Source organism: Pseudomonas sp. H1_A03 (assembly GCF_054685145.1).
Genome location: NZ_CP162829.1, coordinates 1,447,160 through 1,470,613 on the forward strand (window position 1 = coordinate 1,447,160; position 23,454 = coordinate 1,470,613).

The following is a 23,454-nucleotide window of genomic DNA, read 5'->3' on the forward strand; positions in this document are numbered from 1 at the left end:
TATCTGAGCTTTTCATGGACACCGCGACTGACGGCCAGCAACAGCTTCATCTTTTGTACCGCGATCATCACGGCTGGCTCCAAGGCTGGCTGCGCAAGCGCCTGGGCGATCGCGAACACGCCGCCGATATCGCGCAAGACACCTTCCTGCGCCTGCTGGTGTCGGGACGCTTCCCCGGCGATAAGGAAAGCCGCAGCTACCTGGCGCAGATCGCACGCAACCTGGTGATCGACCAATGGCGGCGCCTGCGCATTGAGCGCGCCTATTTGGAAAGCATCGCGCACTTGCCCGAGCCGGAGTCGCCGTCCCTGGAAACCCGCGCGCTGATCCTCGAAACCCTGATGCGGATCGACGCCATGCTCGACCGCATGCCTGACAACGTGCGCCGCGCATTCCTGCTGTCGCAGTTCGAAGGCTTGAGCTATGCACAGATCGCCGAGCGTTTGGGCGTCACCGTCAGCTCGGTGCAGAAATACATGACCCGTGCGATTGTGGCTTGCTACCAAGTAGCTTACGAAGAATGAAACATGACGCGCCTATTGCCCAGGCCATTGTCGAGCAAGCCAGCGAGTGGCTGATGCTGCAATGGGGCGGCGACCTGCAAGGCGAACAACGCCAGGCCTTTGCCCGCTGGCAGGCCGCCGACCCGGAACACCGGCGTGCCTGGCAGCGTTTGCAGCACTTGCAACACACCCTTGGGACCGTACCCGCCGACAGCGCCCGCGCAGTGTTGCGCGACACACCGGACACCCAGCGCCGCGCGGCGCTAAAGCTGCTGGGCGTGTTGTTGATGGCCGGCGGCAGTGGTTACTTGGTGCAACGCAGCGAACCCTGGCAAGCCGCGTTCGCCGAATATCGCACCCACACCGGTGAGATTCGTCACGTCACCCTGAGCGATGGCACGCGCCTGGACCTCAACAGCGACAGTGCGGTGGACCTGCGTTTCAGCAGCACTGAGCGGCGTATCCGCCTGATCCGGGGTGAGATCTTGCTGACCAGCGGGCACGACCCGGTTCGACCTTTAATCGTCGAAACCCCAGCGGGTGATGTGCAGGCGCTGGGCACGCGCTTTGCCGTGCGCGAGCTGCCCGACGGCAGCCGTGTCGACCTGTTCGAAGGTCGCGTGCGCGTCACCCCGTTGCATGGCGCAGCCGTGCAGATGAATGCGGGCGACAGCCTATGGTTCAACCAGCGCCAAAGCTCGGCGCTGGCGGCGGTGAGCGCCAATGCCAGCAGTTGGACCGAACACCGCCTGATCGCCGAGCGCCAACCGCTGGGTGAGTTTGTCGCGCAACTGAGCCGTTATCGTCCGGGGTTATTACGGTGTGATCAGGCGGTGGCGGGCTTGTTGCTCACCGGCGTGTTTCCGCTGAACGATACCGACGCCATTCTCGCCGCGTTGGAGCGTTCGTTGCCGGTACAGGTGCAGGCGGTCACGCGCTATTGGGTGACGATCAAGGCGCGGGTCTGAACATTTTTTCAGGCGTGCTTGTCGGTTTTTGCGTCCCGCTCGGGATACCTCTTGAAAGCCAATCAAGAAGCGTTCTCACGGGGAGTCCTGCAATGCCGCACCACCCAATCCAACCCTTGGCCCGCGCCCTGCGCCGTGGCTTGTTTGTCAGCCTGTTGGCGACGGTGCCGATGGTACCGACTTTCGCTCATGCCGAAGAAAGCGCCGAGACGCTGCGCAGCTACAACATTCCGGCTGGCAGCCTCGACCAGGCGCTGAATCGCTTTGCCAGTGCCTCAGGCATCTTGCTGTCGGTGGACGCCACGCTCACCGAAGGCAAGCGCAGTGCCGGTTTGCAGGGGCGCTTCGGGGTCGGGTCCGGCCTGGAACGGCTGCTGGCGGGCAGCGGTTTGTTGGCGGTGCAATCCCAGGGTGGTTGGTCGTTGCAGGCGATTCCCAATGGCGGGCCTTTGCAGCTTGGCGCCACCCAGATCAGCGGCCAGCAAGCGCAGGAAAGTGCCTGGGGCCCGGTGGACGGCATCGTGGCAACGCGCAGTGCGTCCGGCAGCAAGACGGACTCATCGCTGGTGGAAATCCCCCAAACGATCAACGTGATCACCGCCGCCGAAATCAAGGCGCGTGGGGCCCAGAGCGTCACCCAGGCGTTGCTCTACACCCCTGGCATGAGCGCTGGCGGCTTCGCCGACCGGGTCAAGTTGTTCGATGAGCCGACTTCCCGGGGCTTCTCGCCCACGCCGCTTTACCTCGATGGTTTGCACCTGCCCTACGGCGGCGGCAGTACCGGGGGCGCGTTGCAGATCGAGCCGTATTCCCTGGAACGCATCGAAGTGCTCAAGGGCCCGGCCTCGGTGCTTTATGGGCAGAACCAGCCCGGCGGCATCGTCAATATGGTCAGCAAGCGACCCAGCGCAACCCCGATACACCAAGTGGTACTGGAAGCCGGCACCTACGAGCATAAAAGCGCGGCTATCGACCTGAGCGGCCCGCTGGATGAGCAGGGGCAATTTCTGTATCGCCTCACCGGCCTGGCCAACGATGGGCAGGACGAAGTCAATTACGTCGAAAACAAACGCCAGTTCATCGCGCCCAGCCTCACCTGGCGGCCCAACGATGACACCAACGTGACGCTGTTCGCGCAGTACCAGAAAGACAAAGGCGTGCCCGAAGCCCAAGGCTTGCCGGCGTCCGGCACCTTGTGGGACAACCCCAACGGCAAGATCAAGCGCGACCTGTTCATAGGCGAACCGGGCGTCAACCAGTACAACCGCGAGCAATACGTGCTGGGCTACGAGGTTTCCCACCGCCTCAACGACACCTGGACCCTCAAGCAGAACGCACGCTACGCCGAGGTCGACGACCGCTACACCGCACCGTTGCACGGCTACCGTTTTGTCGCCAACCCGGTCACCGGCGTGCAGGACCAACGCTACCTGCAACGCTTCGGTGTGGACTGGGCGCAGAACAACAAAGTGTTTGGCGTGGACAGCATCGCCCAGGCCGAATTCGACACGGGTGCGTTCTCCCACACCATGATCTTCGGCCTGGATTACTACCATTCCAACTCGCAGTTCCATGGTTTGTACGATCGCAACCCGCCGATCATCGACCTGTTCAAGCCGGTCTATGGCCAGCGCTTGAACTTTGGCCAGCCGTATCGCTGGGACCGCACCATCACTCAGACCGGCCTCTACGTGCAGGACCAGATCAAGTGGGACAAATGGGCGTTGGTCCTCGGCGGTCGCTACGACTGGGCCAACGTGGTCAATAAAGAACCCCTGACCGATACCCGCTTCGCCAGCAAAGACCAGGCGTTCACTGGGCGTGCGGGACTGGTGTACCTGTTCGATAACGGCCTGGCACCCTTCGTCAGTTATACGGAATCCTTCCTGCCGTTGGCGGGCACCGATGCGAACCAAAAGCCGTTCGAGCCGTCCACCGGCAACCAATACGAAGTCGGCGTGAAGTACCAGCCGCCCGGCCAGAAGAGTTTCGTGCAGGTTTCGGTCTACCAACTGGACCAGGAAAATGTGCTCACCACCAATCCCGTGGACACCACCTTCAGCACCCAAAGCGGCGCCATGCGTTCACGCGGAGTGGAGCTGGAAGCCAAGGCTGCGCTTAGCGACGCTTGGGACATCGTCGCATCGGCGTCGCGCAACGACATCAAATACACCAAGGACAACGACGGCCGCCAAGGCCGCCACCCTGCCGGCATCTCGCCGCTCACCGCATCGATGTGGGTCAATTACACCGTGCTCGGCGACACTCCACTGGCCGGCCTCGGCGCAGGCCTGGGCGTACGCTACGCGCGCCAAAGCCTGGGCGACTACTACGAAGGCGCCTTCAACGTGCCGTCCTACAGCGTCTACGACGCCAGCCTGAGCTACGACCTGAGCCGTTCGCCGCTCAAGCTCAAAGGCGTGAAACTGGCGATGAACGTGCAGAACCTCACTAACAAAACCTACGTGTCGCAGTGCACCAGTAATCTGGATTGCTACTACGGGGAAGGGCGCACGGTGGTGTCGAGCCTGACCTACGACTGGTAGGTAATCGGTTGTAGGAGGCCTCCTGATTGAGTGGGGTGTGAACTTTGAACGTCTCGCGAGCGTTAGCTTCGGCTGGCAACCCTCGCGAGATACTGCCCATGTCCATCGCCGAAAATCCCTATGCCACACCGCGCTCCAGCCTGAGCTGGATGCCGGTTCGTGAACCGATGTTTCTGGTCGTGGCCCCGCGCAAATTCCTCGTCATGATGCTGCTGACGCTGGGCGGCTACTTCGTCTACTGGCTCTACCGACAATGGACGTTTTATCAGCGGGCCACGGGCAAGAGGCTATGGCCCTGGGTTCGGGTGCTATTTCCGGCGTGCTATTTCTGTTCGCTGATCCTCAGCGTGATGCGTGAACTGGAGCAGGGCGAGTCCGCCTACCACTGGTGGCCACGTTGCCTGGCGGTGGCGATTTTTGTGTGCGGGTGTTTGCCCTTCACGGTGTTGTGGCTGCTTTCACCGTTCGCCGCACTCGCTGTAGCTGCCTGCATCGCAATGTTGCAGGTCGCGCTGGCGTTGCAGTTGCAAGATGCGATTAATCATTTGGAGCATGACCCCGACGGGGCGAGAAACACGCATCTCACGAGCGCCAATTGGGTTGCAATAGTGGTTGGGCTGCTGGGATGGGGGTGGGTTGTGACAGGCGTGGTGTGGGGCGCCGGTTGAGGGGGAGTGTTTCAAGGGTTCTGCAAAAATACCACATACCCCCGAAACCACTCACTCCGCTGCAAATACCCAGGTTCCTCCCACGTCCCGCCTTGAATCAGCCCGATCTTGAACGGCAACCCCAGCCTATTCATTCGTGGCAGGTACGCCGCGTAATCCGGAATGCTGTGCCGCCCTTGATAGGTCTGCACTACCACTTCATCCACCACGCCTTTGAGCTGCGCAATGGCGGCCGGGTCGGCGTTGCTGCTCCAATCCATCAGGCCAGTGATGCTCAAGCGCAGGTCGGCCGGCAGGCGTTGGCGCAGGTCGCGCAGGAAGTCGGCGTATTCGTGCAGGTATTGGGTGCGGGCGTCGAAGTCGATCTGGATCCCGACGACCGGGTTGCCCGCTTCACGCCAGCGTTGCACCTGGCCGAGCAGTTGACGGTAGACCTGTTCTGGCCAGCGCAGGGTGTGGGCGCGGTAGACGATCCAGATTTCACCCTGAGTGATGCGCGGCACGCTGATGCCCTGCGCGATCATCTGCACGCCGCGCCCTGGCGCGCGGCGGGTGGCGTTGATCTGGCCCTGAAGGATGTACAGGGTTTTGGCCTGCTTGAGCACCGGTTGTGGGGTGACGCCGCTCCACAGCCAAAAGGCGTCATAGTTGCGGGCGTCGACGGCGCCGAAGGCCGGGCTTGCCAGTAACAGCAAGCCTAGCCACAGGTGTTTCACCAGTAGTACTGCAGCGACTTGCCCCACTGGGTGTCGGCAAAGCTGCTTTTCAACTGGCGGAACCAGGCTTTGCGCACGGCGGGCTCAACGTCTTGCCCGCCGCAGCTGTTGTAGCCGGACGGCCCATAGCAGTTGATGGCGCGGAACAGCGCGTAGGCCCTGTCATTCTTCGGCGCCTTGGTATTGCCGATCACCTGTTTGTAGCCGTCCAGGCGCGAGAAGGTTTCGCCCTTGAAGTCCGATGCGGTGCTGCCCAGGCTGCCGGCGGCGCGCGCCTGCTCCAATGGCATGCCGTCCAGGCCGTTACGCAGGATGAATTCACCCAGGCAGTTCAGGCCCTGTGGATTCTTCGCGTCATTTTGCAGGACGGCGGCGGTTTGCGTGATGGCTGGGCAGGCGTAGCCGGATTCGGCTTTATCGCCATTCCACTGGAACAGCTTCAAGGTCTGGCTGGCGCTGTAGACGTAGCCCAAGCTGGTACCCAGCTTATCTTCAGGGGCAGCGACCGGCAGTTGCTTGAGGTCCTCGGCGAATGTCGCGTACTGGCCGCGCAGCAGGTCTTTGTAGAGCAGCACGAATTGCGCGGTCTGGCGTTCCAGCGGGTCGCTGGCCTGGGCGATCTGCTGGCGCAGCAGCTCAGGGCCTGCAACGTTGCGCAGCAGAATGTAGCGCACCTGCTTGGCGCTGATCGGCGAATCGGCGGCGAACACTTTGGCCAACTGGCCGCTGCGCTCGTAGTTCATCGCCAACGCCAGCTCAAGCTGGTCGCGTTGCAGCGGCATTTTCGCCAGGGGCAGCAGTTGCAGCCATAGTGCTTCGGCGCCTTTCCAGTCTTGCTTGGCTTCCAGGGCCAGTGCGCGCAGGGTCTGTTGGCTGAAGGCGAAGTAGTTCAGGCTCGACGGCACGCTCTGGGGCAACTGCTTCAAGGCGGCGTCCGGTTGATGCTCGATGTACAACGCACACACCGCCAGCAAGTAGTCGTACAGCTCCGGCGCGCTGGCGAATGCGGCTTTTTGCTTCTCCAAGTCGGCGCGGGACAGGGCAGGCTGGTTGCCACCGCGCATCACCATCAGGTCGCTGACAAGCTGGATCATCGGCGTGGTGACGGTCTCGCTATTAACCATCAACAGCTTGAGGTCGGCTTCCTCCACCAGTTCGTCCACCGACACATTGCGCTGCGTATCAGTCGCCTGAGTCATCGCCCAGGCGTAGGCCTCGGCGAGCTTGGTGTTGTCACCCGCCAGCCAATACACGCGGCGCAACAGGCCACGGGCGGAGGCCACGTAATCGCCCTGTGGATAAGTTTTCAGGTAGTTGAGGAATCCTTCTTCGGCATCGCTCAGGGCGGACTTATCCACATGCTCAAGACGCGGCATGCCGTATTCGTCGAAGGCTTCAGCCTGGGCCTGGTTCAAAGAAGTGCGCGCCGTCATGTACAGCGCGGTTTCCTGCAGCCAAGGCACATTGCTACTGCTGGCAGCGGCAAAACCGCGTTCGGCGTCACTGAAACGACCGCTGTAGAAGTCGGCGGCGGCCTGCAGGTAAGTGCGAAACAGCTGGCCGTCGGCGGACTGGATCTGCTGGGCGTCCGCCACTTGGCCGTCCCAGGAGCAGGCGGTCAGCAACTGCAAACGCGCCTTCACCAGCACCTCGCGCTCGGCCGCCGGCATGTCAGCCTTGATCACCTGGCTGATAAATGCGGTGGCGCTGTCATCGTCATTGCTGCGGCAGCGGCTGCCCTCGCCATTGAGGAACGCTTCACCGGCGGTTTTGTACTCGTCGCGCTTGATGCCCAGAGCTTGGAGCAGCGTGTCGAGTTCGGCGGTGCGCGAGTCGTCCGGCTTGTTGTCGGGTTCTTCGTTTGTGCTGCGCATAGGCGCCAGTCGATAGACCGGGAAGGGCACCGGGCCAAAGCCCTGGGCCAGGTCGTCTTCGCTCAAGGCATTGGGCGCCAGGGGCGCAGCCTTTTTGTCCGCCAGCAGCAGGCGCAGGTTGACGCGGCTGTCGTTGCCCGGGTTGAGGAAGGGTTGGTTGCTGCACGCGTCGAGACTGTCACGCGAGACCCGCCAATCGGGGTAGCACGAGTCGTCGGAGCTGGCCTGGGCCTGTTGGGTCATACCCGCGAGCAGTGCCAGTGCCAGGGGTGACAGAAAACCGATGCGCATGACGTGTCCTTGATCCTGAGTCCTTGGAGGAGGGCAATAATAGCGTGTTCCTACGGTCGCTTCGGAGAAGCCCTGCACAAATTGCCGATTTATCGGGTTATAGAAGCGAATCAGGGGCTTTTGTCCTAGAGTGGCGGTGTTTGCACTCAGGCAATCAAGGGCAGGGGAATCGAGGTGCGTCGGTCTGTGGTAGAGCAAAACGAAAAGGTCGGGACGTTACCCGCACTCAACCGCCTCTCTTGGGAAGGTGCCGGTTGGATCAGCCGACTCTGGTGGGTGCCGATTCTGGCGCTGGCCATGGCCCTGCGTTTTTACAACCTGACGGCGGCGGCGATCTGGGGCGACGAAGGCTCCAGCCTGTTGCTCAGCGAATACGCCGTGGCCGACCTGTGGTTCCACGCGGCGCATGATGTGCACCCGCCGCTGTATTTTTTTCTGCTGCGCGGCTGGATTGAGCTGTTCGGCGACAGCATCTGGTCGATTCGCAGCATGAGCGCCGTCCCCGGTGTGGTCGCCGTGGGCCTGGGCGTCTGGCTGACGCAGCAATTGTCCAGCCGTCGTGCGGCGGTGCTGGCGGGCATTTTGCTGGCGCTATTACCTACGGCGGTGCGCTACAGCCAGGAAGTGCGCATGTACTCGCTACTGGGCGTGTGGTTGCTGGGCGCCACGCTGGCGCTGGTGTATTGGGTGCGTCAACCCGAGCGCACGCGTTATCTGGCGGCCTATGTCGTGTTGATGAGTGCTAGTTTCTACACCCATTACTTCACGGCGCTGTGTGTGCTGGTGCATTGGGCCTATCTGGGTGTGCTTTGGGGTACGGCGCCGCGAGACCGGCGCCTGATCACCCGCCCGGCATGGTGGGCGGCTAACGCCGCGATTGTGCTGTTGTATCTGCCTTGGCTGCCTAACCTGTTGGACCTGGTGCAACACGTCGAACAGCTCAAGGTGGGCGGCGACATAGGCTGGGAAGAACCGGTCAGCCTGTTCTCCCTGCCTTCGATGATCTGGCAGTTCGTGCTCCAGGATGAAGGCGTTGGCTTCTGGCCGCCGTTGTTCTGGCTGTTTCCGCTGCTGCTGGTGACTGTTGTTGTGATCACCGCTTGGCGAGATCGCGAACGCTACCGACCGGCCAGCCTGCTGGCGCTGTTTTTCCTGTTGCCACTGCTGCTGGTCTACGGCGTGTCATTTGTTTCCCCGGTGTTTATCGAGCGCTACCTGACGGTATACGCCTTGGGCTTGCCGGTTCTTGTGGCGATGGCTATCGACCGCCTGCCGTCGCGGTTTTCACTGCTGGGGGTGGCGCTGTTTGTGCTGTTTGTCGGCGTCGAACTGGTGGGGTTGAAGAACAACTTTGCCGTGGATGAACACGACCAGTTCAACGTGCCGGTGGAGTTCGTCAACCGCAACTACCAGGAAGACGACCGCATCGTCCTCAGCGACATGATGTGGTACCTCAGCTACGTGTATTACGACCAGACCGACGCCCAATTGCAGCTCTACACCCCGCCCAAACCGGACGGCACGCCCACTCGGCCGAATGCGTATGGCTTCGGTACCTTGGTAGACCAGGACGGCGGGCGCATCTATCTCGACCGCCTGTCAGCACTGCCCGCCGAGACCCGGCGCGTGTGGCTGATCAGCAGCAACGAAGCGCCGGATGAATTCGCGCCGCTGCCCGTCGGCTGGCGCGAACTCAGTCGCCAGGATGGCGGCGGTGCCAGGGCGCGGTTGTTTGTGTTGTGCAACGTACCGTCGGCGCAACCCGAGGGCTGTCGCTAGACTGGGTTAATTCTTTTCTTTCAGGAGCCCGTCATGGAATCGCCCGTGCATAGTTTGCCGTCATTGTTCAAACAGCTGGGTCTGGAGAATGACCCGGTGAGTATTGAGCAGTTCGTGGCGGTTCATTCGCCGCTCAAACCGGAGTTGAAATTGGCGGATGCGTTCTTTTGGACGGACAGCCAAAGGGCGTTTTTGCGCGAGGAGATTCTGGAGGATGCGGATTGGGCGGTGGTGGTGGATGAGTTGAATCTGATGTTGCGGGGTGGACGAGGGGTTTAAGCCAGACAGTAAGCTTGAAGCCAGCCCGGTCTAAACGTGGGAGCTGGCTTGCCTGCGATAGCGGAGTGTCAGTCGACATCTACCTCGACTTGATCAACGCCATCGCAGGCAAGCCAGCTCCCACATGTGTTTTGCAGCGACTCAAATGACTCGCCCGCGCTCAAGCCCGCTTTCTCCATCCCCAGCGCCCACCACCCATCCGCTAAATTGTTTCAAAACTTGACGATGGTGGCTTCATCTACCATATTGATAGTTAGCAAACTAACTGTATGCGAACTATCCAGTGCCTCAATCTCTCGAACAACTCCAGATGAACCTGAGCAGCAGCATGGTGGTGGGCGCCCGTCACTGGCGCAAAATCTGCCAGACCACGCTGGTGAGCTACGGCATCTCCGAAGCCTGCGCCGTGCCGCTCTTGATGATCGGCCGCTTGGGCGATGGCGTGCACCAGGTCAAAGTGGCCCAGGCCTCGGGCATGGAAAGCCCGTCGCTGGTGCGCCTGCTCGACCGGCTGTGCACAGACGGCTACGTGTGCCGCACAGAAGACGTCCACGACCGTCGCGCCAAGTCCTTGAGCCTCACCGAGCGCGGCCGTGAGCTGGTGCAAGCGGTGGAGGCGCAATTGGTGCGTCTGCGTAAGGACGTACTGGCGGATATCGCCCCCAACGATCTGGAAGCCGCGCTGCGGGTATTGCGCGCCTTCGAGGCGGCGACGCTTTGAACGGATTTTTTACCGGTTTCCCGCCCGCCCGTGACTGGTTCTATGGGGTGCGTACCTTCGCGGCGTCGATGATCGCGTTATACATCGCCATGCTTATGCAGATGCCGCGTCCGTATTGGGCGATGGCCACGGTGTATATCGTCTCCAGCCCGTTTGTCGGCCCTACCAGTTCCAAGGCGTTGTACCGCGCCATCGGCACCTTCATGGGCGCGGCGGCGGCGGTGATTTTCGTGCCGATGTTCGTGCAGTCGCCTTATATGTTGGTGGTGGTGATTGCCTTGTGGACGGGCACGTTGCTGTTTCTGTCCATGCACCTGCGCACCGCCAACAACTACGCGTTGATGCTGGCCGGCTACACCTTGCCGCTGATCGCCTTGCCGGTGGTGGATAACCCCCTGGCTGTGTGGGATGTGGCCGAAGCGCGTACCGAAGAAATCTTCCTCGGCATCGTCGTCGCGGCGGTAGTGGGCGCGATGTTCTGGCCGCGCCGTCTCATGCCGGTGTTCGATGGCTCGGTGACCAAGTGGTTTGCCGACGCCCAGGTTTATAGCCAGCGCTTTCTGGCCCGCAATGTTGAGCCTGAAGAAATCAGCACGCTGCGCGGCGGCATGGTCGCCACCTTCAACACCCTCGAACTGATGATCGGCCAGTTGCCCCACGAAGGCGCAAGGCCACAGACGGTGCGTAATACCAAAGAGCTGCGCGGGCGCATGATTCACCTGCTGCCAGTGGTGGATGCACTCGACGATGCGCTGTATGCCATCGAGCATCGCGCGCCGGAGTTCCTGGATAAAATCACGCCATTGCTGGAAGCGACCCGCCAATGGCTGGAAAACACCCAGGACAGCGCGCCGATGGACAGCTGGCGCGCCCTGCGTGACCAGGTCGACGCCCTGCAACCCCACGGCGAAGCGCTGGACGACCGCCACACGCTGCTGTTCTCCAACGCCCTTTACCGTTTGGGCGAATGGATCGACCTGTGGCAAGACTGCCGTAGCCTGCAAGCCGCTATCCAATGTGAAAGCCAGGACAGTTGGCGCGCCGTCTACCGCCACTGGCGCCTGGGACGCCTCACGCCCTTCCTCGACCGTGGCCTGATGTTCTACTCGGCGTTCTCCACCGTCAGCGCGATCATCGTTGCTTCGGTGCTGTGGATTTTGCTGGGTTGGACCGACGGCGGCAGCGCAGTGATCCTGGCTGCTGTCGCCTGCAGCTTCTTTGCAACGATGGATGACCCCGCACCGCAGATCTACCGGTTCTTTTTCTGGACCGCCATGTCGGTGTTGTTCGCCAGCCTCTATCTGTTTTTGGTGCTGCCCAACCTGCATGACTTCCCGATGCTGGTGCTGGCGTTTGCCGTGCCGTTTATCTGCATCGGCACGCTCACCGTGCAGCCGCGATTTTACCTGGGCATGCTGCTGACGCTGGTGAATACCTCGTCGTTTATCAGCATCCAGGGCGCCTATGACGCGGACTTCCTCAACTTCGCCAACGTCAACCTGGCTGGGCCGGTGGGCTTGCTGTTTGCCTTCGTGTGGACACTGATTGCACGGCCGTTCGGTGCTGAACTGGCGGCCAAGCGCCTGACGCGTTTCAGTTGGCGCGACATCGTCACGCTCACCGAGCCCGCGACCCTGGCCGAGCACCGGCACATGGCCGTGCAAATGCTCGACCGCCTGATGCAACACCTGCCGCGCCTGGCCCTGATCAACCAGGACACCGGCACCGCCTTGCGCGATTTGCGCGTGGCGCTGAACCTGCTCGACCTGCTGGCTTACTCACCGCGCATCCTCGGTGTGCCACGGGTGCTGCTCAATCAGGTGGTGGAAGGCGTGGGCGCTTACTTCAAGGCGTGCCTCAAGGCCGGTGAACGCTTGCCGGCGCCCAGCGGTCTGCTGATGACGCTGGACCGCACGCGTCGCGCCCTCAACGGCCAGGGTTTGCAAGACGAAGATGACACCCGCCTGCATCTGCTGCACGCGCTGGCTGGTTTGCGCCTGTCACTGCTGCCGGGCGTGGAATTCATTGGCGGCGCCGAGGTGCAAGCGCCGCTACCCGATGGAGCGCCTTTATGATCGGTGATCTGGATATCAGCGGGGTGTTCCTGCCCACGTTGCTGGTGCTGATGGGCATTACTTATGTGTTGTTTCTGGTGGTGCACGGGTTGTTGACCCGCGTCCACTTCTATCGCCTGGTCTGGCACCGGGCATTGTTCAACGTGGGACTCTACGCGCTGTTGCTGGGCGCGGTGGACTCACTCAGTCGATACCTGATGACATGAAAAAACCTTTTTTGACCATCGGCCGTGTCGTCCTGACGCTGTTGATCGTGACGTTTGCGGTCGTCGTTGTGTGGCGCATGGTTATGTACTACATGTTTGCCCCCTGGACCCGTGACGGCCACATCCGTGCCGACATTGTGCAGATCGCCCCGGACGTGTCCGGGCTGATCCAGCGCGTCGACGTGCGCGATAACCAGTTGGTAACCAAGGGCCAGGTGCTGTTCGCCGTCGATCAGGACCGTTTTAAGCTGGCCCTGCGCCAAGCCCAGGCCGCCGTGGCCGACCGCCAGGAAACCTTGGCCCAGGCCCAGCGCGAGTACAAGCGTAACCGTGGCCTCGGCAACCTGGTGCCCAGCGAGCAACTGGAAGAAAGCCAATCGCGCGTGGCCCGGGCCCAGTCTGCCCTGGCTGAAGCCCAGGTGACGGTGGACTCTGCCCAGCTCAACCTCGACCGCTCGGTGATCCGCAGCCCCGTGGACGGTTACGTCAACGACCGTGCGCCGCGTACCCAGGAGTTCGTCACCGCCGGGCGCCCGGTGCTGTCGGTGGTGGACAGCAATTCCTTCCATATCGATGGCTACTTCGAAGAAACCAAGCTCGACGGCATCCACGTCGGCATGAGCGTGGATATCCGCGTGATTGGCGACAACGCTCGTCTGCGTGGCCATGTGCAAAGCATCGTCGCCGGTATCGAAGACCGCGACCGCAGCAGCGGCTCCAACCTGTTGCCCAACGTCAACCCGGCGTTCAGTTGGGTGCGCCTGGCCCAGCGGATCCCGGTGCGCATTGCGTTTGACGATGTGCCAGCGGACTTCCGCATGATCGCCGGGCGTACGGCGACTGTCTCGATCATCGGCGATAAGGTTAAAGACGGAGACAAACCATGAAGCAGCTGTTGGCGACCGCCGCGCTGGGTTTGCTGCTGTCGGCCTGCCAAGTGGTGGGCCCGGATTACACACTGCCGGATAAAGCCGCCGTCAACCGTGGCGATCTGCAAGGGCAAATTGTTGGGGAGGGTAACAACGTGGTGTCGGCGCCGGTGCCGGCCGACTGGTGGAAACTGTACAAAGACCCGCGCCTGGATGAGCTGGTGCGCCAAGCGATGGCGTCGAACACCGACTTGCGCGTGGCGGCTGCGAACTTGCAGCGTGCGCGCTTTCAGACCCAGCAAGCGGAGTCCGCAGGCGGCTGGAGCTTCGGCGCGAAGGCTGAAGCCCAGCGTCTGCAAGAGTCTGGCGAAGCGTTTTTACTGACGGAAAAAGTCCCGGTGGGCAATATTGGCAGCGTGGGTATCACCACGTCCTACCAGTTCGACCTGTTCGGTACGCTGCAACGCGGCATCGAAAGCGCCCAGGCCAGTGCCGACGCGGCCCAGGCGGCTGCTGATATTGCGCGCATCACCCTGGTAGCCGATGTCGTGCGCTCCTATACCCAGGTCTGTGCCGCGAACGAAGAGCTGGCAATTGCCAATGAGTCCCTCGACCTGCAGGCCCAGAGCACTAAGCTCACCCAGCGTCTGCGTGACGCCGGGCGTGGCGATGAAACCCAGGTGACGCGCTCGCAAACCCAATACAAATCCTTGCGCGCCGACATGCCGCGCTACCAAGCATTGCGCCAGGCCGGGCTGTTCCGCCTGTCGATGCTGTTGGCCAAGCCGGTGGACCAACTGCCGGCGGGCACTGGCACCTGCGCCGAGCTGCCGCTCATCGCCCAACTGCTGCCGGTGGGCGATGGCGCGGCGTTGCTCAAGCGCCGTCCCGATGTGCGTCAGGCCGAACGTCAACTGGCCGCCGCCACCGCGAGGATCGGCGTGGCGACTGGCGCGCTTTACCCGGATATCAGCATTGGCGCCACCGTGGGCACCGTTGGCCTGCTCGAAAACCTTGGCCAGCCTGCGACCAACCGTTGGGGCTTTGGCCCAATGATCAGTTGGACAGTGCCGACCAACGGCGCCCGCGCGCGCGTTCACGAAGCCGAAGCCGCCACCCAGGGCGCTCTGGCGCACTTTGACGGCGTGGTGCTCAATGCCATCCGCGAAACCCAGACCGGCCTGGCGCAGTACACTGCGCAACTGCAACGCCGCGATGCATTGGCCGAAGCCGGCGAATCGGCCAAGGAAGCAGCAGGGCAGACCCACCGCTTCTTCCAGGCCGGCCGCGCGTCGTTCCTGGCCGACCTGCAAGCCACCCGCACCTACACCGATGTGCGCGCGCAATTGGCGGCGGCCAACACCCAGGTTGCCATGAGCCAGATCGATCTGTTCCTGGCCCTGGGCGGCGGTTGGGAAAGCGGACGAACGCACGCGTCACAACCCGGCAAACCCTGAGCGAATAGCTATGCTTTGACAGGCGGACCGCCGTGACGATCCGCTTGTCACTGCTCGCGTTTGCTCATGGGGATTCCAATAATGAAAAACCCTTATGCTCCCGCTTTCTGGTGCGTGTGTTTCGCACTGGTGTTGTTATCGGCGACCTATTTCTACGGCGTGATGCTCGCCCATCAGCTCGACAAGGCGATGGTGTTTCTCGACAGTGCCTGCCTGGTGATCGGCACCCTGTCCATCGGCGTCGTGGCGTGGGCCTCTTACCAGAATCAACGGGTGAAGAAAAAACTCCTCGAACAAGGCAAGACCCGCGTGGCGATCTGGGACACCAAGGTCGCCCTGCGCCGGGTCGAGACCGTGTTCGACCGCTATTTCTGGGGCAGCTATTGGCAGCCGGGGCGGACCTTCCAGGAAGTCATGGGTGACCTCACCGGCACGCCCCTGGAGAAAAGCCTCGAAGTCCTGAAAAAACAGTGCGTGGCACTTGATCAGCAGGTCGCTGACGGTAGGCACTGGCTGAGCAACGCGCGGGAACTGTCCGACGTCGCCACGCAAATGGCCCGCGAGCGCTACCAGCTGGACTTCTGCGACCCCAAGTCGGACACCCCCGGCAATGCGGTCATACACCGCGAGTTTGAGGTGCTGGTGTACACCTGGACGGCACGCCTGAAGAGTTTCGACCACCAGTTGGATGAAATAGAACTGGAGTATTCGTGAACTAGTGCTGAACTGATCCCTCTGAAAGGCTGGGCCGTTTGTGGCCGCCAGTGCTAATCTTCCCCCGTTTTCGGCGGGCTTGAGCCAATCCCCTTCGGGGTTCAAGGAAGACAGCCCACTTCTCACAGGATTTGATCAGGTCACTTCATGAATAAGCCAGCCGTTGTTCTTTTGGGTTTCGTTGTCGCCGTTGGCGTCGTCAGTGCAGGCGGTGCCTGGTACACCGGTAAGCAGCTGGAGCCCGTGCTGCAAACGGCGGTGCAGGACGCCAACAAGGAACTGCAACGTTCCATGGCCGGCGTCGACGGCACTGTTGCCCTGGAGCTGGTGTCCTTGGACCGTGGCCTGTTCAGCAGCACCGCGCACTATCGCCTCAAGGGCCAGGGCTCGTTCTTCGGCGAGCAGAACCCGAACCCCGAGCTGCTGATTGTCGACCATATCGAACACGGCCCGCTGCCGTTCTCGCGCCTGGTATCGCTGAAATGGCTGCCGGTCATGGCGACCAGTCACTACGCGCTGGAAAAGAACGCCACCACTGAGAAATGGTTCGCCGCCGCCAAAGACGTGTCACCGCTCAAAGGCGTGGCCAATATCGGCTACAGCCGTTCGGTGAGCGGTAATCTGGAACTGCTGCCGCTGGAGTTCAAGGACGAGACGGCTTCGGTGAATTTCTCTGGCCTCAACCTGGATTTCGACAGCACCGCCGAGGGCAAGAAGGTCAAGGTCGACGGCTACATGAACAGCCTCAAACTGGCTGTGGTCGATGCCAATGGCGCACCCTTCGACGCTGAATTCGCCGGCCTGACCGTGGCCAGCAACCTGGAGAAATCCACCTTCGGCTTCTACACCGGGCAGAACACGATAGAGCTGACCGACACCAAGCTCACCTTCGGCCCACAGAAAGCCGTGATGACCCTCAAGGGCTTCGAGCAGAAAGACACCAGCGAAGTCAAAGACAACAACATGTCTGGCCGCGTCGACTACAAGATCGACGAGATCGGCTATCAGGGCAAACCCGTGGGCTCTGCCGCCATGGCCCTGAGCGTGAAGAACATCGATGTGCCCTCTGGCCTGCTGCTGACCAAGCTGTATCAGGACAAGATGCAGCCGGTGCAAGCTGCTGCCGCCGCCGGCCAACCGGTGCCGGAGCTGCAACTGACTGAAGCCGAGCAGGCCCTGGCTGAAGCCAACGTCGGCCAGTTGCTGGCCGCCAAGCCACACGTGGCGCTGGAAAACCTGTCGCTGAAAACCACCCACGGTGAAAGCAAGTTCAACCTGGTGCTGGACCTGGCCAAGCCGACCTCCATGGAATTGCCGCCGGTTGAGTTGGGCAAGCAAATGGTCGCGCTGCTGGACGCCAACCTGACCCTGTCCAAGCCAATGATCGCCGACGTTGCCGCCCTGCAAGCGCAGGTTGGCGGTGTGACCGATCCTAAAGCCATCGAGCAGCAATCCCAGATGGCCAGCGAAATGGTCAGCGGCATGGCCGTTGGCACACAACTGGCGACCCTGGTGGGCAGCGACGTGGTTTCCAAGCTGCATTACGCTAACAATGAAGTGACCTTCAACGGCCAGAAAATGACGGTCGAGCAGTTCATTGGTTTCGTTATGTCAAAAGTCGGTGCGGTCGGCGGCGCACAGTAAAAACTGGGTCATCGCCCAGAAATAAATAATGGGGGAGTGGGGTTGCCCGCGATAAGGGTCAAACGGTCGGCACTCGTGCTGATGGGTTACCCGTTATCGCAGGCAAGTCTGCTCCCCCATTCATTTTCAGATTCACAGGGCAATTCTGAACAATTGTTATGCATTGTCCTTTTTCGTACCTGCGTCGGGGATAGTTCATACAGGAAAGCTAGGTCGGGTCACGAGACGCCGACACCCTGATGCAAATCGCTCAGGACCACCCATCGTTACAGCTTTCCGTGTGTAAGGAAGCTCACGATATGCTGCGAAATCTCCCACTCAGTGCCTCAGGCCGGTTACGGCTGCTCATCGGGGTAACCTTGTGCAGCCAGTTGCTGATGCCCACCTTTGCCATGGCCGACCCGGCCTACGACGCCCTGATCATCCAGGCGCGCAACGGCAACTTCACACCCGCCCTGACTCAACTGCGCCAATTGCCTGCCGAGCGCCAGACGCCAGGCCAGATCAGCGACCACGTGGTGATCGCTGGCTGGGCCGGCCAGGATGCCGAAGTGCTGAAGGTGTACGAGGCACAGGGTCAGAATCGCAACTTGACCGCCCAGGCGCTGGCCACGGTTGCGCGAACCTATCGCAACCAGAAGCAGTGGGCGCAGGCCGAGGCGGTCTATCGCAAAGCGCTGTTGCGTGAACCGAACAATGTCGACCTGCAACTGGGCCTGGCCCTTACCCAGGCTGACGGCGGCAAAACCAGCGAAGCCGTGCAACGCACCCGCGCGCTGGTAGCCGCCAAGCCCGATGACCCCAACCGGCGCATGGCCCTGGGCTACGCGCTGACCCGCGCCGATTTGAACTACGACGCGCTGTTTGAATTCGACCAGGCCTTTATCCGCGCCGGGGACAAACCTGAAGTCGCCCGCGAATACATCGTCGCCCTGCAAAAGGCTCGCCTGCCGGAAGCCGCCTTGCGTCTGTCGGCCAAGCGCCCGGGCCTGATCGATGCAGTCACGCAGCGCCGCCTCGAGGGCGACCTGGCCGCCGAGCGCGTGCGTATGGCCGAGTTCGCCACGCGTACCGAGAAAGAACGCTTTGTGATCGCCGACCGCGCACTTGAGGCCTACGACAAACTGCTCGCGCGCTGGACCCCCGACGCCAGCGCCAAGGGCGACGTGGTGGTCTGGCGCATCGACCGCCTCGGCGCGCTCAAGGCGCGGGCGCGCACCGCTGAGGTGATTCGTGAGTACGAAACGCTCAAGGCCGAAGGTGTGCAACTGCCGACCTATGCCGTGCGCTGGGTCGCTGCCGCCTACCTCGACCAGCGCTTGCCGGAAAAGGCCGCACCGCTGTATCGCCAGGCGTTGACAGCTGCGGATGCCGACCCCGGTGATCACGTTAAAGACAGTTCTGCCTTGTTCTACGCCTTGTTGGAAAACGACCAGGTGGCAGAGGCACGCGTTGTTGCCGATAAATTGGCCAGCACCGAGAAACCTCGGGTTGAACTCAAGGGCCTGCCCATCGGCAACCCTAACGACGAGTGGATGGACGCCCAACAATTGGCCGCCCAAGCCGGTACCTATGGCGATGACCTGAACGCCAGCGAAGCAAACCTGGAGGCTTTGGGAAATAAAGCCCCAGGCAGCATCGGTGTGCGTTTGGCGCAGGCGGAGATGTACCGTGCCCGTGAGTGGCCAAGACGCGCTGAAGATTCACTCAAGGAAACTGAAAACCAGAGCCCGCGTGACATCGGCGTGGAAATGTCCCAAGGCTTCACGGCGCTGGACCTGCAGGAGTGGCGCCAACTCGACATGCTCACCGACGACGTCGTCGCCCGTGCCCCGGAAAACCGCCAGGTACAGCGCCTCAATCGCCTGCGCAATGTGCACGACATGGCCGAAGTCCGCGTCGAGGCCTACACCGGTAAAAGCTACGGTGGCAGCAATAACGAGGAGGCCGGCGCGATAACGGGTAGCCGTGACTGGGGCATTGAAAGCGTGGTCTACACGCCGCCCATCGACGAAGACTGGCGCCTGTTCGCCGGTGTGGGCTACGGCACCGCCGACTTTACCGAAGGTACCGGCCATCACCGTTGGCAGCGCGTGGGTGTGGAGCGGCGTACCCGTGACATGACCCTTGAAGCAGAGGTGTCCAACCACTCCTACGGCTTTGGCTCCAAACAAGGCGCGCGCGTATCGATTGCCCGCGACATCAACGACCACTGGCAATACGGCGGCAGCCTCGACTACCTCTCGGCGACCACTCCGTTGCGCGCCCTGAATACCGATGTCACGGCCAACGGCGGCAGCGGTTTTATCCGCTGGCGTGCCAACGAAAGCCGCGAGTGGAAACTGGCCGTGAGCCCGTCGCATTTCAGCGATGGCAACGACCGCATCGAAGCCTTGCTCACTGGCCGCGAGGGCATTTACAGCTCACCCAAGGTGCAAGTGGAGTTGGGCCTGGAAGTCAGTGCCAGCCGCAATAGCAAGGAAGACACGCTGTACTTCAACCCGAAGTCGGATTTCGGCGTGATGCCCACCGTCAACGTCAACCATGTGCTTTATCACCGCTACGAGACCCAGTGGAGTCAGCAGTTCCAGATCGGTGCGGGTACTTATCGCCAACAGGATTACTCCGCCGGCGGTGTCGGTTTGATCGGTTACGGCCAGCGTATTCGCTGGAACGACGTACTGGAAGCCGGCGCCAACCTGAGCCTGGTCAGCCGAACGTATGACGGCGATCGCGAACGCGATCTGCGCCTGCTCGTCGACCTCACTTACCGTTTCTAGAAGAGCCTGATCATGACCCTCCTCAGCCGTTGTTTGTTGGTCCTGGGCGTATTGCTGGCCAGCGCCTGCGCCCAGCAACCCGCGCCATTCACGCCACCCGCCGAGCGCCCGATACTGGCCAATGAAGCGCCGTGGCCGAAAAACCATTTCCTGGGCATCGCCTACCACGACGTCAATGATACCGACCCCGACCAGGCGGTGGCGGCGGTGCGCACCGAGCGTTTGATCGAGCAGTTGGCTTGGCTGCGGGAGAACGGCTACCAGGCGGTCAGCGTGGATCAGGTCCTTGCCGCTCGCCGGGGTGGGCCGCCACTGCCAACCAAAGCCGTGATGCTCAGTTTCGACGATGGCTATTCCAGCTTCTACACCCGCGTGATGCCGATTTTGCGTGCCTATAACTGGCCGGCATTGCTCGCGCCGGTAGGCAGCTGGATCGATACGCCGTTGAACCAGCCGGTGGACTTCGCCGGTACGCCACGGCCACGGGGCGACTTCCTGACCTGGCAGCAGATTCGGGAAGTGTCCCGCTCCGGCCTGGTGGAAATCGCTGCCCATACCGACGCCAATCACAAGGGCATCCTGGCCAACCCCCAGGGAAACCTGGAGCCGGCCGCCACGACGCGGCGCTTTGATCCGGCGACCAATCGCTATGAAACCGAAGCGCAGTTCCAGGCGCGGATGCGGGCTGACGTGGCCGCGATATCAGACAAGATTCGTGCAGTCACCGGCAAGGCGCCCCGGGTGTGGGTATGGCCGTATGGCGCAGCCGACGGCACCTCGCTCGCGGTCGTAGGTGAGCACGGTTATGAGATGGCGCTGACCCTGGACGACGGTCTCGACGACTCGAACAAGTTGATGAACAGCCCGCGCTTTCTGGTGGACTCCGATCCAGACGGCGAGCACTTTGCCAGCAGTATCGTCTCGGTGCAGGCCAAGGCCCCGCTGCGCGTCCTGCATGTGGACCTGGACCACGTCTACGACCCCGACCCTGTGCAACAGGCGCGCAACCTCGATGTGCTGGTACAGCGTGTGGTGGATATGGGCTCCGTGACCGTATTCCTGCAAGCCTACGCCGACCCCAAGGGTGACGGCCTGGTGCATTCGCTGTACTTCCCCAACCGCCACCTGCCGATGCGTGCCGATCTATTCAACCGTGTCGCCTGGCAGTTGCACACCCGTGCCCGCGCCAGCGTGTTTGCCTGGATGCCGGTACTGAGTTTCGCCCTCGACTCCAAATTGCCGCGCGTGACGCGTTGGGACCCGGAAACCGGCAAGGTGAGCATCGATCCGGATCAATACCAGCGCCTGTCACCGTTCGATCCGAAGGTGCGGCAGATGATCGGCGAGATCTACCAGGACCTGGCGAGCACCGGCAACAGTGCCGTCGACGGCGTGCTGTACCACGATGATGCGCTGCTCAGCGACTTTGAAGACGCCAGCCCCGCAGCGCTAAAGGTGTACGCCGCCAACGGCCTGCCAAACACCATCGCCGCCCTGCGCGCCGACCCGGCAGTGATGCAACGCTGGACCCGCTTCAAGAGCCGCTACCTGATCGACTTCACCAACGAATTGACCGCCAAGTTCCGCGCCATCCGTGGTCCGCAGGTGTTGACCGCGCGCAATATCTTCGCCGAGCCGATGCTCAACCCCGGCAGCGAAGCCTGGTTTGCGCAAAACCTCGATGATTTCCTCCAGACCTACGACTGGACGGCGCCTATGGCCATGCCGCTGATGGAAGGCCAGACCTTGAAGAACTCCAACGCCTGGTTGGAAAAACTGGTGGCCACGGTCAAGGCTCGCCCCGGTGCGCTCGACCGGACCGTATTCGAACTGCAAGCCAAAGACTGGCGCACCAAGGCCGCGCCGGATATCAGCGCCACGCAGTTGGCTGAATGGATGGGCGTACTCAAGCGCCAGGGTGTCACGAGTTTTGGTTATTACCCGGACAACTTCCTGGAAAACTCCCCGGACCTGAAGACTGTGCGTCCGGCCCTTTCCAACCAATGGAACCCTTGACCATGTTCGACAGAATCCTGGCTTTATTCGTGCTGGCATTGGTATTGGGTGTGCCCCTGGGCCTGATCTTCCTGGTCACCGGGCAGTTCCTGATGGACTTTGTGTTTTTCTACCCGCTGTTCATGTCAGGGTTGTGGATTGCAGGCGGTTTGTATTTCTGGCTGCACTGGGAGCGCCACTGGCCCTGGCAAGAGGACACGCCGGCCCCAACGTTGGCCGGCGACCCGCTGATCTCGATCATCATCCCTTGCTACAACGAAGGGGAGAACGTCGCCGACACCATGGAGGCCGCGCTGGCCCAGGTGTACCCGAACATTGAAGTGATCGCCGTCAACGACGGTTCTTCGGATAACACCGCAGCGGTACTGGATGCCCTGGCCTTGCAGCATCCACGCTTGCGCGTGCTGCACCTGGCGCAGAACCAGGGCAAGGCGGTGGCCTTGCGCATGGGCGCCGTTGCCGCGCGCAGCGAATACCTGGTGTGCATTGACGGTGATGCGCTGTTGGATAAAAACGCGGCCGCCTACCTGGTCGCGCCGATGCTCGACAACCCACGCCTGGGCGCCGTGACCGGCAACCCACGCATCCGCACACGCTCGACCCTGATCGGCCGCGTGCAGGTCGGCGAGTTCTCTTCGATCATCGGCTTGATCAAGCGCACGCAGCGGGTAATCGGTCGGATCTTCACGGTGTCCGGTGTAGTGGTGGCGTTCCGTAAAAAGGCGCTGGACCGCATCGACTACTGGAGCACCGACATGATCACCGAAGACATCGATGTCAGTTGGAAGCTGCAACTCGATCACTGGAGCATCTTCTACGAGCCCCGTGCCCTGTGCTGGATCCTCATGCCCGAAACCGTCGGTGGCCTGTGGAAACAGCGTCTGCGCTGGGCCCAGGGCGGCGCCGAAGTGCTGTTCAAGAATATCCGCGGCATTTGGCAATGGCGTCACCGCTACCTGTGGCCACTGCTGTTCGAATACTGCCTGTCCACCGGCTGGGCCTTCACCTTTTTGCTGTCGGTGATCTTCTGGGGCGTGGGCAAATTCATCCCGCTGCCACAAGCGATTGCTGTCGAGTCGTTGATGCCGCCGGCGTTTACCGGGTTGGTGTTGGCGATGGTGTGCCTGCTGCAGTTTGCGGTGAGCATCCTGATTGACCGCCGCTACGAGAAAGACCTGTGGAAAACCCTGTTCTGGACAGTGTGGTACCCGATGGTGTTCTGGCTGGTCAGCCTGTTTACCACCCTGGTCAGTTTTCCAAAAGTGCTGTTCAACCAGCATCAGAAGCGTGCGCGCTGGGTCAGCCCGGACCGTGGTATCAAACCGCTCGAAAATGAGGAGGCGTGATC

At 61.8% G+C, this 23,454-nt stretch carries 18 protein-coding genes; 16 read left to right on the forward strand and 2 right to left on the reverse strand.

Translation table 11 applies throughout. From position 1 onward, the window contains the following. Window positions 1-14 precede the first annotated feature (14 nt). From AB4O35_RS06775 to AB4O35_RS06790, 4 genes are all read left to right on the forward strand, one after another. Window positions 15-524, forward strand: coding sequence for a sigma-70 family RNA polymerase sigma factor (locus AB4O35_RS06775; RefSeq protein WP_065872822.1), 510 nt, complete (start codon window positions 15-17; stop codon window positions 522-524). Next, window positions 521-1,471 (forward strand): FecR domain-containing protein, encoded by a 951-nt coding sequence (locus AB4O35_RS06780; protein ID WP_065872821.1) that lies wholly within the window; start codon window positions 521-523, stop codon window positions 1,469-1,471. The genes AB4O35_RS06775 and AB4O35_RS06780 overlap by 4 nt, the downstream gene beginning before the upstream one ends. Window positions 1,472-1,563: 92 nt before the next feature. Then, window positions 1,564-4,017, forward strand: coding sequence for a TonB-dependent siderophore receptor (locus tag AB4O35_RS06785; protein WP_065889319.1), 2,454 nt, complete (start codon window positions 1,564-1,566; stop codon window positions 4,015-4,017). A 98-nt stretch (window positions 4,018-4,115) separates the two neighbouring features. After that, entirely contained in the window at window positions 4,116-4,685 is a 570-nt protein-coding gene (locus tag AB4O35_RS06790) for a hypothetical protein (protein WP_065872819.1), read from the forward strand. Window positions 4,686-4,696: 11 nt separating this feature from the next. Here the strand turns inward: AB4O35_RS06790 and AB4O35_RS06795 are convergent, their stop codons facing one another. Both AB4O35_RS06795 and AB4O35_RS06800 read right to left on the reverse strand, forming a co-directional pair. Further along, a complete protein-coding gene (locus tag AB4O35_RS06795; protein ID WP_065872818.1) occupies window positions 4,697-5,401 on the reverse strand; it encodes a DUF3142 domain-containing protein in 705 nt (234 codons plus the stop codon). Further along, window positions 5,398-7,566 (reverse strand): outer membrane assembly lipoprotein YfiO, encoded by a 2,169-nt coding sequence (locus AB4O35_RS06800; protein WP_065945762.1) that lies wholly within the window; start codon window positions 7,564-7,566, stop codon window positions 5,398-5,400. The genes AB4O35_RS06795 and AB4O35_RS06800 overlap by 4 nt, the downstream gene beginning before the upstream one ends. 174 nt (window positions 7,567-7,740) lie before the next feature. Between AB4O35_RS06800 and AB4O35_RS06805 the strand changes: the two genes are divergently transcribed. From AB4O35_RS06805 to pgaC, 12 genes are all read left to right on the forward strand, one after another. Beyond that, window positions 7,741-9,345, forward strand: coding sequence for a glycosyltransferase family 39 protein (locus AB4O35_RS06805; protein ID WP_065945763.1), 1,605 nt, complete (start codon window positions 7,741-7,743; stop codon window positions 9,343-9,345). Between the two features lie 33 nt (window positions 9,346-9,378). Continuing rightward, complete coding sequence (locus AB4O35_RS06810) at window positions 9,379-9,624, forward strand: DUF2789 domain-containing protein (RefSeq protein WP_065945764.1); 246 nt, start codon at window positions 9,379-9,381, stop codon at window positions 9,622-9,624. A gap of 310 nt (window positions 9,625-9,934) precedes the next feature. Then, on the forward strand, window positions 9,935-10,345 hold the full coding sequence (locus AB4O35_RS06815; RefSeq protein WP_065872815.1) for a MarR family winged helix-turn-helix transcriptional regulator: 411 nt from the start codon (window positions 9,935-9,937) through the stop codon (window positions 10,343-10,345). Continuing rightward, window positions 10,342-12,420, forward strand: a complete 2,079-nt coding sequence (locus AB4O35_RS06820) for an FUSC family protein (RefSeq protein ID WP_065889327.1) — start codon at window positions 10,342-10,344, stop codon at window positions 12,418-12,420. The genes AB4O35_RS06815 and AB4O35_RS06820 overlap by 4 nt, the downstream gene beginning before the upstream one ends. Then, window positions 12,417-12,626: a DUF1656 domain-containing protein gene (locus AB4O35_RS06825; RefSeq protein WP_012721577.1), complete on the forward strand. Its 210-nt coding sequence runs from the start codon at window positions 12,417-12,419 to the stop codon at window positions 12,624-12,626. The genes AB4O35_RS06820 and AB4O35_RS06825 overlap by 4 nt, the downstream gene beginning before the upstream one ends. After that, window positions 12,623-13,513 (forward strand): efflux RND transporter periplasmic adaptor subunit, encoded by an 891-nt coding sequence (locus tag AB4O35_RS06830; RefSeq protein ID WP_049710689.1) that lies wholly within the window; start codon window positions 12,623-12,625, stop codon window positions 13,511-13,513. Before AB4O35_RS06825 ends, AB4O35_RS06830 begins: the two co-directional genes overlap by 4 nt. Beyond that, a complete protein-coding gene (locus AB4O35_RS06835; protein ID WP_065879698.1) occupies window positions 13,510-14,952 on the forward strand; it encodes an efflux transporter outer membrane subunit in 1,443 nt (480 codons plus the stop codon). Before AB4O35_RS06830 ends, AB4O35_RS06835 begins: the two co-directional genes overlap by 4 nt. A gap of 81 nt (window positions 14,953-15,033) precedes the next feature. Beyond that, window positions 15,034-15,666, forward strand: a complete 633-nt coding sequence (locus AB4O35_RS06840; protein WP_065872812.1) for an NADH:ubiquinone oxidoreductase subunit N — start codon at window positions 15,034-15,036, stop codon at window positions 15,664-15,666. Between the two features lie 147 nt (window positions 15,667-15,813). Then, on the forward strand, window positions 15,814-17,310 hold the full coding sequence (locus AB4O35_RS06845; RefSeq protein WP_065872811.1) for a YdgA family protein: 1,497 nt from the start codon (window positions 15,814-15,816) through the stop codon (window positions 17,308-17,310). A 299-nt stretch (window positions 17,311-17,609) separates the two neighbouring features. Next, on the forward strand, window positions 17,610-20,090 hold the full coding sequence (gene pgaA / locus AB4O35_RS06850) for a poly-beta-1,6 N-acetyl-D-glucosamine export porin PgaA (protein WP_065910827.1): 2,481 nt from the start codon (window positions 17,610-17,612) through the stop codon (window positions 20,088-20,090). A gap of 12 nt (window positions 20,091-20,102) precedes the next feature. Next, window positions 20,103-22,106, forward strand: a complete 2,004-nt coding sequence (gene pgaB, locus AB4O35_RS06855; RefSeq protein WP_460149574.1) for a poly-beta-1,6-N-acetyl-D-glucosamine N-deacetylase PgaB — start codon at window positions 20,103-20,105, stop codon at window positions 22,104-22,106. A 2-nt stretch (window positions 22,107-22,108) separates the two neighbouring features. Then, window positions 22,109-23,452, forward strand: a complete 1,344-nt coding sequence (pgaC, locus tag AB4O35_RS06860; protein WP_065872808.1) for a poly-beta-1,6-N-acetyl-D-glucosamine synthase — start codon at window positions 22,109-22,111, stop codon at window positions 23,450-23,452. Window positions 23,453-23,454 lie beyond the last annotated feature (2 nt).

What these genes read in the sequence shown, in the direction of transcription:
- AB4O35_RS06840 (WP_065872812.1), top strand. Translation starts at nt 15,034, where the DNA reads ATGAAAAACCCTTATGCTCCCGCTTTCTGGTGCGTGTGTTTCGCACTG.
- pgaA (WP_065910827.1), top strand. Translation starts at nt 17,610, where the DNA reads ATGCTGCGAAATCTCCCACTCAGTGCCTCAGGCCGGTTACGGCTGCTC.
- AB4O35_RS06810 (WP_065945764.1), top strand. Translation starts at nt 9,379, where the DNA reads ATGGAATCGCCCGTGCATAGTTTGCCGTCATTGTTCAAACAGCTGGGT.
- AB4O35_RS06775 (WP_065872822.1), top strand. Translation starts at nt 15, where the DNA reads ATGGACACCGCGACTGACGGCCAGCAACAGCTTCATCTTTTGTACCGC.
- pgaB (WP_460149574.1), top strand. Translation starts at nt 20,103, where the DNA reads ATGACCCTCCTCAGCCGTTGTTTGTTGGTCCTGGGCGTATTGCTGGCC.
- AB4O35_RS06780 (WP_065872821.1), top strand. Translation starts at nt 521, where the DNA reads ATGAAACATGACGCGCCTATTGCCCAGGCCATTGTCGAGCAAGCCAGC.
- AB4O35_RS06830 (WP_049710689.1), top strand. Translation starts at nt 12,623, where the DNA reads ATGAAAAAACCTTTTTTGACCATCGGCCGTGTCGTCCTGACGCTGTTG.
- AB4O35_RS06835 (WP_065879698.1), top strand. Translation starts at nt 13,510, where the DNA reads ATGAAGCAGCTGTTGGCGACCGCCGCGCTGGGTTTGCTGCTGTCGGCC.
- AB4O35_RS06790 (WP_065872819.1), top strand. Translation starts at nt 4,116, where the DNA reads ATGTCCATCGCCGAAAATCCCTATGCCACACCGCGCTCCAGCCTGAGC.
- pgaC (WP_065872808.1), top strand. Translation starts at nt 22,109, where the DNA reads ATGTTCGACAGAATCCTGGCTTTATTCGTGCTGGCATTGGTATTGGGT.
- AB4O35_RS06785 (WP_065889319.1), top strand. Translation starts at nt 1,564, where the DNA reads ATGCCGCACCACCCAATCCAACCCTTGGCCCGCGCCCTGCGCCGTGGC.
- AB4O35_RS06815 (WP_065872815.1), top strand. Translation starts at nt 9,935, where the DNA reads ATGAACCTGAGCAGCAGCATGGTGGTGGGCGCCCGTCACTGGCGCAAA.
- AB4O35_RS06800 (WP_065945762.1), bottom strand. Translation starts at nt 7,566, where the DNA reads ATGCGCATCGGTTTTCTGTCACCCCTGGCACTGGCACTGCTCGCGGGT.
- AB4O35_RS06845 (WP_065872811.1), top strand. Translation starts at nt 15,814, where the DNA reads ATGAATAAGCCAGCCGTTGTTCTTTTGGGTTTCGTTGTCGCCGTTGGC.
- AB4O35_RS06825 (WP_012721577.1), top strand. Translation starts at nt 12,417, where the DNA reads ATGATCGGTGATCTGGATATCAGCGGGGTGTTCCTGCCCACGTTGCTG.